Source organism: Effusibacillus lacus (assembly GCF_002335525.1).
GTDB classification, from domain to species: Bacteria; Bacillota; Bacilli; order Tumebacillales; family Effusibacillaceae; genus Effusibacillus; species Effusibacillus lacus.
The window spans coordinates 8,883-18,711 of record NZ_BDUF01000059.1; the positions used below are offsets into that span (position 1 = coordinate 8,883).

Annotated in this window: 9 protein-coding genes; all 9 read left to right on the top strand. The window is 49.1% G+C overall.

Translation table 11 applies throughout. The features are described 5' to 3' along the window. The coding region (locus tag EFBL_RS11440) for a flagellar biosynthetic protein FliR (RefSeq protein ID WP_172899696.1) at nt 1–436 on the top strand (436 nt) is incomplete at its 5' end. Beyond that, entirely contained in the window at nt 433–1,509 is a 1,077-nt protein-coding gene (gene flhB, locus EFBL_RS11445) for a flagellar biosynthesis protein FlhB (protein ID WP_096182266.1), read from the top strand. The genes EFBL_RS11440 and flhB, both read left to right, overlap by 4 nt. 17 nt (nt 1,510–1,526) lie before the next feature. Then, entirely contained in the window at nt 1,527–3,566 is a 2,040-nt protein-coding gene (flhA, locus tag EFBL_RS11450) for a flagellar biosynthesis protein FlhA (protein ID WP_096182267.1), read from the top strand. Next, nucleotides 3,566–4,819: a flagellar biosynthesis GTPase FlhF gene (flhF, locus tag EFBL_RS11455; protein WP_096182268.1), complete on the top strand. Its 1,254-nt coding sequence runs from the start codon at nt 3,566–3,568 to the stop codon at nt 4,817–4,819. The genes flhA and flhF overlap by 1 nt, the downstream gene beginning before the upstream one ends. Continuing rightward, nucleotides 4,812–5,690 carry a MinD/ParA family protein gene (locus tag EFBL_RS11460; RefSeq protein ID WP_096182269.1) on the top strand — a complete coding sequence of 293 codons (879 nt, stop codon included), beginning with the start codon at nt 4,812–4,814 and terminating at the stop codon, nt 5,688–5,690. Before flhF ends, EFBL_RS11460 begins: the two co-directional genes overlap by 8 nt. Before the next feature lie 22 nt (nt 5,691–5,712). Beyond that, the gene (locus EFBL_RS11465) at nt 5,713–6,792 is read left to right on the top strand and encodes a protein-glutamate methylesterase/protein-glutamine glutaminase (RefSeq protein WP_096182270.1); all 1,080 of its coding nucleotides are present in this window, start codon (nt 5,713–5,715) and stop codon (nt 6,790–6,792) included. 13 nt (nt 6,793–6,805) lie between these two features. Next, nucleotides 6,806–8,869: a chemotaxis protein CheA gene (locus EFBL_RS11470; protein ID WP_096182334.1), complete on the top strand. Its 2,064-nt coding sequence runs from the start codon at nt 6,806–6,808 to the stop codon at nt 8,867–8,869. A gap of 16 nt (nt 8,870–8,885) precedes the next feature. Further along, nucleotides 8,886–9,371, top strand: a complete 486-nt coding sequence (locus tag EFBL_RS11475) for a chemotaxis protein CheW (protein WP_096182271.1) — start codon at nt 8,886–8,888, stop codon at nt 9,369–9,371. Nucleotides 9,372–9,373: 2 nt separating this feature from the next. After that, on the top strand, nt 9,374–9,829 hold a 456-nt coding region (locus EFBL_RS21290), incomplete at its 3' end, for a chemotaxis protein CheC (protein ID WP_231705778.1).

Sequence of the window (9,829 nt, forward strand, 5' to 3'; positions counted from 1 at the left end):
CGGGTTTCATACTCCCATCATGGGCAGTTTCAAGAATCTGTTGGCGATCCTGCTGTTTCTGGGGATGGATGGCCATTTCGCACTTCTGTCATCTGTCATACAAAGTTTTGATTTTGTTAAACCCGGTCAACTTGCATTATCCGATAGCATGCTGGAATTCATGTTCAAGGCATTCTCCGCCATGTTTCTGCTGGCGGTCAAAATCAGCATGCCGGTGGTTGCGGCACTCCTGGTAACCGATATTGGGTTTGCCATTATTGCAAGAACGGTTCCCCAAATGAACATCTTTATTGTGGGGCTGCCGGTCAAGATTTTTTTGGGACTCTTCATGTTAATTCTGGTTATGCCTGTATTTGTCTATTTCCTTCAGGATCTGTTCCATTTGATGTTCAGACAGGTTGATTCGCTTTTGGAGGTACTGGGGGGACGGGCATGATCAAATGGAATTTGCAGCAGTTTGCCGGCGAAAAAACCGAAAAGCCCACGCCACGAAGGCTGCAGGAAGCCAGAAAGAAAGGGCAAGTTCCAAGAAGTCCCGAATTGCAGTCCGCTTTGATTCTGTTGGGTTCCATCCTGATCATCAAAATGATGAGCGGGTTTTATATAGACAATTTTCTTTCGTATATGAAGCACAGTTTGACTGCCAATTTGACGCTTCAGCTTACTGAAGGCAATGCCGGCAGGTTATTTGCAGATATGGGATTGGTTTCGGTCAAGTTCACCCTTCCAATCGTTGCAATCGTATTTGTGATAGGTTTTATGACTGCCTACCTGCAAGTGGGGAGCCATTTTACAGTGGAACCCATTATTCCCAAGCTGGAGAAAATGGATCCGATCCAGGGGGTTAAACGTATCTTCGCGCTCCGTACCCTTGTGGAATTGGCTAAGTCCATTATCAAGATCCTGCTTGTGGGGTACTTGGTTTATGACTCCATCGTATCGGAGATAGGGAGTCTCTCGAATCTGAGCCGGATGGACATTCCAAGCATCTTGTCCGTGGTTGGCGGCATCACCTTTGAAATCCTTTGGAAATCTGCCCTGTTGCTGCTTGTACTGGCTATCTTTGATTTCTTCTATCAGCGCTACGACCACGAACGAAGCTTGCGAATGAGCAAGGAAGACATCAAGGATGAGTTCAAGAAAACGGAAGGAAATCCGACCATTAAAGGGAAGATCAAGGAAAGACAGAGGGCCATGGCCATGCGGCGAATGATGCAGGAGGTTCCAAAGGCGGATGTGGTAATTACCAACCCAACCCACTTTGCGGTTGCCATCCAATATGACGGAGACAAGATGGAAGCACCTGTGGTCATTGCCAAAGGGACGGATGATCTGGCACAACGAATCAAACAAATTGCCAAAGAAAATGGCGTGGTGCTGGTGGAGAACAAGCCCCTGGCTCAAACGCTTTACAAAACCGTAGAAATCGGCGAAACGATTCCGCAGGAACTGTTTCAGGCTGTGGCTGAAGTCCTGGCATACGTTTACAGATTGAAACGCAAGGTTTAGGAAAGGAGGGTGAAGCTGTGAAAAGATCAGATCTGGCGGTGATTCTGGGTATTCTGGGGATTGTAGTGATGCTGGTAATTCCGCTTCCGACATGGTTGTTGGATTTCTTGCTCATTCTGAATCTGAGTGTTTCCCTGACGATCCTTCTGATTGCCATGAATACGAAAGAGCCATTGCAATTTTCCATATTTCCCGCCCTGCTGCTGATTACCACTCTGTTCAGGCTGGGTCTTAACGTGTCTTCCACCCGCCTGATCCTGAGTGAAGGAGAAGCGGGCAACGTCATTCATACGTTCGGCAGTTTTGTCATTGGCGGCAATGCGGTTGTCGGTTTCATCGTATTCTTAATTCTTGTCATCATTCAATTCATTGTCATAACCAAAGGGGCTGAACGGGTGGCGGAAGTGGCTGCCCGATTCACGTTGGATGCGATGCCGGGGAAACAGATCAGCATTGATGCGGATCTGAACTCCGGCCTTATTACAGAGAAGGAAGCACGCGAACGCAGGCAAACGATTGAACGGGAAGCAGATTTTTACGGCGCAATGGACGGTGCCAGCAAATTTGTAAAAGGGGACGCAATCGCCTCCATCATCATTGTGATCATCAATATCATCGGCGGTTTCATCATCGGCATGACAATGAACAACAACGGGTTGGATGTTGCTCAAGTGATGCAGCAGTATACCCTGTTGTCTGTCGGTGACGGCTTGGTTTCCCAAATTCCTGCCCTGTTGATTTCTACTGCCACTGGACTTGTGGTAACCCGTGCCGCCTCTGACAGCAACTTGAGCCAAGACGTGGTGAAGCAGCTTCTTGCCTATCCCCGCATGCTGTATATAGTGGCGGGCATGATCGGGTTATTGGGATTCTTCACTCCCATCGGACCTCTTACCACATTGCCCATTGCGCTTCTTGTGGCGGTGGGGGGATACCGAATCCAACAGACCCGGGTGGTGGAAGAGATCAAGATGATGGAACAGGTGGCTGAAGAGGAACAAGCGGAAGTTCGGAGTCCGGAAAGTGTTGTGACATTAACACATATCGACCCGATTGAGTTTGAATTCGGGTATGCTTTGATCCCGCTTGCCGACACCAATCAGGGGGGAGACCTTCTGGATCGTGTCATCATGATCCGCAGGCAATTGGCTCTGGAGCTTGGAATCGTGGTTCCGGTTATTCGAATCCGCGATAACATTCAGCTGCGGCCAACCGAATATGTGATCAAAATCAAAGGAAATGAAGTGGCAAAAGGGGAGCTTCTGCTCGATCATTATCTGGCCATGAGCCCGGGTATCGATGACCCGAACGTTTTCGGCATTCCCACAAAAGAACCGGCTTTCGGGCTTCCTGCGTTATGGATAACCGAAGACATGCGAGAAACCGCTGAAATGTCGGGATATACCGTTGTGGACCCGCCCTCTGTGGTGGCGACCCACTTGACAGAGATACTCAAACGGCATGCACATGAACTGCTTGGGCGGCAGGAAACCAAACAGCTTATCGACTCCCTCAAGAACAACTATCCCGCTCTGGTGGACGAAGTAACGCCCAATCTCTTCACCATCGGCGACATCCAGAAAGTGTTGGTGAACCTCCTCCGGGAGAAAGTGTCAGTCCGCGACATGGTCACGATTCTGGAAACAATGGCCGATATGGCGTCTTATACCAAGGATCATGACCTGTTGACAGAATATGTGAGAACCTCTCTGGCCAGGCAGATCACTAACCAGTTCCGGACACCGGGGCAGCCGCTGACTGTAATCACTTTATCTCCGGGAGTGGAGAAGGTGATTCTTGAAAATATTCAGCACTCGGAACAAGGTTCCTATCTGGTGCTGGATCCGAGTGTCTCACAAAGAATCTACCAGTCCTTGAATGAACAAATCCAGTATGTAACTGCAACCGGAAACACACCGATTGTACTTACGGCTCCCAATATCCGGATGCATATGAGAAGGCTTGTGGAAAGGGTCCTGCCCGATTTGACCATTCTGTCATACAACGAATTGGATCCTTCTATTGAAGTGAAAAGCGGAGGGACGGTGACCATCTGATGATCGTCAAACGGTATGTAGTCAAGGATATGCCGGAAGCTTTGGCAAAGATCAAACAGGATTTGGGACACGAGGCGGTGATACTCAGTTCCAAAAAAATCAAACAACGCGGTTTTCTGGGCATTTTTACCACTACCCAGTTGGAAGTGGTGGCTGCGGTCAATGACAGGGAAGCAGGCATACCACATAAGAGCAGGCCAAACCCGCCAATCGAGAAACGAAGACAGCCATTGCAGTCGCAACGGCCACGGACACAGTTGCCATCGCAACCGGAGAAGAAGTCTGATGCTGGAAAATCCGTGCGGACACCAACCTATCAGCGGCCTCAACCGATTCAGACTTCATTTGAACAGCCGGGGCACAAGGCGGCCTCATTTCAGGAAGCGGATGTTTTGCGGGAAGTTCAGGAGTTGAGAGGCATTTTGACCAAATTTTTGAACCAGACTCCTGATGCTCTGCCCGTCCCGATTCAAAAACTGCGGGAGGAACTTGTGGCAAATGACGTGTCTCCCGAGCTGGCCGAAAAGCTCGTTCTGTCTGTCGTACAAGAAAATGAAGAATTTCAAGCGACCAGCGAGCAGGAATTTCGACATATTTTAACAAATTTAATAAGTAAGGAAATCTATTCCAAAGTAGAGCCGGCTCCCCTGTCTCCTGAATCGAGAGTTGTGGCCTTTGTAGGCCCTACGGGCGTAGGCAAAACAACAACGATTGCCAAGATTGCGGCGGAGCAGTTGTTGAAGAAAAAACGGAAGGTGGGGTTAATCACAACCGATACTTTCCGGATTGCAGCCGTTGAACAGTTGAAGACGTATGCAAACATTCTGCAGATTCCGGTTGAGGTTGTCTTCTCCACCGAAGAGGTGGAATTTGCCCTGGAGAAACTGAAGGATCGGGATCTGATCCTGATTGATACGGCCGGACGCAATTTCGGCGAGTCGATTTATGTTGATCAATTGAATGAGTTTCTGCAAGCAAGCAATCCGGATGAGACATGTCTGGTACTCTCCCTGACAACCAAATCCAATGACTTGGAACATATTGTCAGCCATTTTGAAGGAGTGTCCATTGACAAATTCATCTTTACAAAGCTTGACGAGACCAACAGTTACGGTGCCATTTACAATCTGTCGCACCGGTTTAAAAAACCGCTGGCCTATTTCACAACCGGACAGAATGTGCCGGAAGACATCGAAGTGGCAACACCTGAACAGATTGCCAGACTGGTCGTAGGGGAGAAACGGCATGTATGATCAGGCTCAACGGCTTCGTCAAATGTTCTCAACCGGTCGAATTGACAACCGGCCAAAACCGTCAATCAGGGTAATGGCGGTTACCAGTGGCAAGGGCGGAGTGGGCAAATCCAACTTTTCACTTAACTTCGCACTTGCGCTGACTTCCATGGGCAAAAAGGTCGTAGTGCTCGATGCCGATGTAGGCTTTGCCAATATCGATGTACTGATTGGCAAATCCCCCGGTCGGACACTGGCCGATCTGATTTTGAGAAGGGTTTCGATCTGGGACATTCTGGAGCTTGGACCACTTGGCATTCACTATATAGCCGGCGGATCCGGGCTGCAGGATCTGCTGAGTCTCAAACAGGACCAAGTCGATTATCTGGTTGACGAACTGGAGGAATTGCAAGGGTTTGCCGATTATTTGATCATTGACACGGGTGCCGGACTTACTGAAGGAACGCTCCGGTTCATTCTATCTGCCGATGACATCATAACGGTTTGTACGCCCGAACCGACAGCTATCACAGACGCTTATGCTTTGATCAAACTGGTGGTCAAACACAATCCGGCTGCCCATATTCAACTGGTAGTAAACCGTGTGACTTCTGCGGCTGAAGGTAAGCAGGTGGCAGATAAACTGGTTCTGGTTACCAATCAGTTTCTCCATGTGCAGCTTCAAACTCTCGGGTATGTGTTTGACGACCCGAAGGTTTCGAAAGCCGTAAAGGAACAAGTGCCTTTTTATCTCCAGTATCCTGATTCGGCTGCGTCCAGAAGTATAGATCAGCTTGCAAAGAAACATTTAAATCTGAATGTAGGGATAAATCACGGTGACTCTGGGATTCGCTCCTTTCTTTCACGAATGACCCACGTTTTTCGCAACTAGAGACAGTGAAGGGGGACCACCGATGGAGCCTGTACGTGTGCTCGTAGTAGACGATTCCGCTCTCATGCGCCGAATTATAACAGATATATTGCAATCCGACCCGGACATTCAGGTGGTGGCCACCGCCCGCAATGGCAAGGACGCTTTGGATATGCTGCAGCGTCACCAAGTGGATGTGGTTACGCTTGATATTGAAATGCCAGTCATGACAGGGATGGAAGTTTTGCCCAAGATCCTTGAGCTTCATCGTCTCCCGGTGATTATTCTGAGCAGCTTGACCACTGCGGGGGCGAATCATACAATTCAGGCGCTTGAGTTGGGGGCTTTTGATTTTATCGCAAAACCATCCGGCTCCATCTCACTGGATCTGGCAAAGGTAAGCACGGAATTGATCGGCAAAGTGAAGGCCGCTGCAAACCGCAGAAAGGATTTTCAAGTAAAGAAAACGATACCTGCCTTCATGAATCCTGTAACCCATCTTGGCGCTCCCGTGCGTACCGCATATGCAAATACATCGGCAGCCGGCAAGGTAACACGGATTGTGGCCATTGGCACCTCGACAGGTGGACCGCGAGCGCTGCAAACGGTTTTGGGAGGTTTGCCCGGAGATTTGAATGCGGCAGTTGTGGTAGTGCAGCATATGCCTCCCGGTTTTACCAAATCATTGGCTAACCGTCTTGACCAGATCTGCTCCGTTCGGGTTCACGAAGCGGAACACGGACAAGAATTGGAAACGGGTCACGTTTACATTGCACCGGGTGATTACCATATGCAGGTGGAGAGTTCCGGAGGCAGGTTTGTGGTGAAACTTGACAAGACTCCGCCCGTTGGGGGACACCGTCCGGCAGTCAACAACCTGTTCCGATCGGTTGCCGCGTTGCAGGGAGTGGCATTGCAGGCCGTAATTCTCACCGGAATGGGAAACGACGGTGCGGAAGGTTTGAAGTTAATCAAACAGGCCGGCGGCAAAACGATCTCAGAAGCAAAAGAAACATGTGTGGTGTACGGCATGCCGAAAGCGGCCGCCGAAACGGGCTGTGTCGATGCGGTTGTGCCTTTGCATGAAGTTTCCAAGCAGATTGTGAGCTTCTTAAAGAACTAGGAGGTGATTCATGATGGACATGAATCAATACCTGGAGATGTTCATTGAAGAGTCAAAAGAACACCTGCAGGCTATCAATGACAACTTGTTGTCGCTGGAACAGTCTCCACAGGATCTGGAGATTATAAACCTGATTTTCCGTTCGGCCCATACCTTGAAGGGCATGGCTGCCACCATGGGGTTCGAAAAGATGGCTCATCTTACCCATGAGATGGAAAACGGTCTGGATTTGATGAGAAATAATAAACTTCCGGTTACGGAACAGGTCATGGATGTTCTTTTCCGTTGTGTTGACATTCTGGAATCCCAGTTGGCCGACATTATCGAGAAAGGAACCGATTCCACAATCGAAATTGAGGACACTTTGAAGAAACTGACCTCTGTTATTGAGGGAAAACCAACGGCAGAACCTTCCAGTCCCGTTCAATCGGATTCCGTCAGGGCGGTCTGTTCTTTCAATTCCTATGAACAAACGGTAATCAAAGAATCGGCTGCCAACGGCAAAAACGTTTTCTTGATCCGGGTCGTGCTGGACCAATCCTGTGTGCTTCGTGCCGCCCGTTCCTATATGGTGTTCAATGCCCTTGAGAATCTGGGGGAGATCATCAAATCGGAACCAAGTGTGGAAGACATTGAGGAAGAGAAGTTCGACTTCGAGTTCAAAATGGTACTGGTAACCGATTCGGATGAAGAGACTGTCAAACAGGCGGTCCTGCAGGTGTCTGAAGTATCCTTGGCTGAAGTGATAACCATCGATCCGGCAAAACTGGAGACAGAACAAGCCATGGCTGAGGCTGCAGCTGCTGCCGCCACTATTCTGCCAATGAACCCGGTGAATCCAACTGCTGCAAATTCTTCAGAGAAAGACAAACCACAAGCAGCCGGAAACGGAAAGCAGCAAGTGGACGCGAAGAAACTGTCCGCAGGCAAATCGGTCCGTGTGGACATCGAGCGACTCGATATTCTAATGAATCTGTTCAGCGAATTGGTTATCGACAAAACCCGTCTGGAACAAATCGCCCGTGACAGCAACAATCCGGAATTGGTCGAGACAGTTGAACATATGTCCCGGGTGAGCACCGATCTGCAAAACATAGTGATGACCATTCGAATGGTGCCTGTTGAAACGGTGTTTAACCGTTTCCCGCGAATGGTTCGGGATTTGGCCAAAGAATTGAACAAGAAAATTGATTTTGAGATTCTTGGTGCGGAGACGGAACTCGACCGGACTGTAATTGACGAGATCGGAGACCCGCTGGTTCACATCCTGCGCAATGCTTTGGACCACGGGTTGGAAACTCCCGAAGAAAGAATTAAGGCAGGCAAGAATGATACCGGCAGATTGCAGTTGGTTGCCTACCATTCCGGAAACCATGTTTTTATTGAGATCTCGGAAGACGGTCGGGGAATTGACCGCAATAAAATTCTGAAAAAGGCCATTGAAAGAGGACTCGTTGATTCTGCACGGGCTGAATCCTACACAAACGAACAGGTGTTCGATCTTTTGTTCCGTTCCGGATTCAGCACCGCCGAAAAAATTTCGGACGTGTCAGGACGCGGCGTTGGTTTGGATGTTGTAAAAAGCAAGATTGAATCCCTGGGCGGCCGTGTGGTTGTCAATTCCGTTCTTGGGGAAGGAACCAAGTTCATTATCCAATTGCCGTTGACATTGTCGATTATTCAGGCAATGCTGGTGCAAATCAGTGATGAAAAGTATGCCATTCCGCTTACTTCCATCATTGAAACGGCAAATCTGAAGCGTAATGAAATCAAGAGTGTGCACGGACAAATGGTGATGGATTTCCGCGGACGGGTTGTTCCGCTTGTCTATCTCGATCAAGTGTTTTCGATTCCCCGTTCCGTGCCGAAGGATGATGAGGAAGAGAATGTGGTGATTGTTCGCAAAGGGGACAAGCTGGCTGCGCTGGTTGTCGATTCCTTCATCGGGCAACAAGAGGTCGTCCTGAAATCGCTGGGTAAGTATCTGTCCGGCGGCATATTCGGCATTTCCGGTTCTACAATTTTAGGCGACGGACAGGTGGCCCTGATTCTGGATTGCAACGCATTGATACATTAAAAAGGAGGCGGCTGCCATGTTGGATAAACAAGAACTGGAGCAAAATGTAAAAGAGAACAAATATATCGTGTTCAGGCTGCTGGACGAGGAATATGGCGTTGAGGTGAACCAGGTCCGTTCCATAGAAAGAATGCAGCGCATTACCAGGGTTCCTCGCACGCCTGGGTTTGTTAAAGGCGTGATCAATCTGCGCGGTGTCGTGACTCCGATTATCGATCTGAAGACCCGGTTTGGTCTTGGGGAAGAAAATTACACCGAAACAACGCGTATCATTATTGTTGCGACAGACGAGATGGAAGTCGGATTGATTGTGGACTCCGCTAATGATGTGATAGATATTTCCACGGATTCTATCGAACCTCCGCCTGAAGTGGTAGGCGGAATTCGTGCGGCTTATCTGGAGGGAGTGGCAAAGCTTCAGGACCGCTTGCTAATCCTCTTAAATCTTGACAAAGTCCTGAATTCTGAAGAACTACAGCAACTGGGCGGGATGGAGAAGTAGAAATGGCTGACCCCTTGCTGAAATTAAACGAATTTCAACTGAGCGTGCTGCGGGAAATCGGAAACATTGGGGCAGGGCATGCAGCCACTGCCCTGTCTGTATTGATGCAAAAGGACATCGAGATGAACGTTCCCCGCGTTCATGTGGTACCCCTTAATGAAATTGATGAGGTGATTGGCGGAGCTGAACAATTGGTTGTTGGGGTGTTCCTCCGCGTTGAAGGCGATTTCCCGGGAAGCATGTTTCTGATGATCAAAATGAGCAGTGCGAAAATGTTGTTGAAAATACTTTTCGGTACGGAGAAGGACAGCGACGAGTTTTCCGAGCTGGAAATGTCAGCGCTCATGGAAATTGGCAATATTCTGGGCGGGTCTTATCTTTCGGCTTTTTCGGACTTTACGGGAGCCAATCTGCATCCCTCCGTGCCTGCACTGTCGATTGATATGGCGGGAGCCATG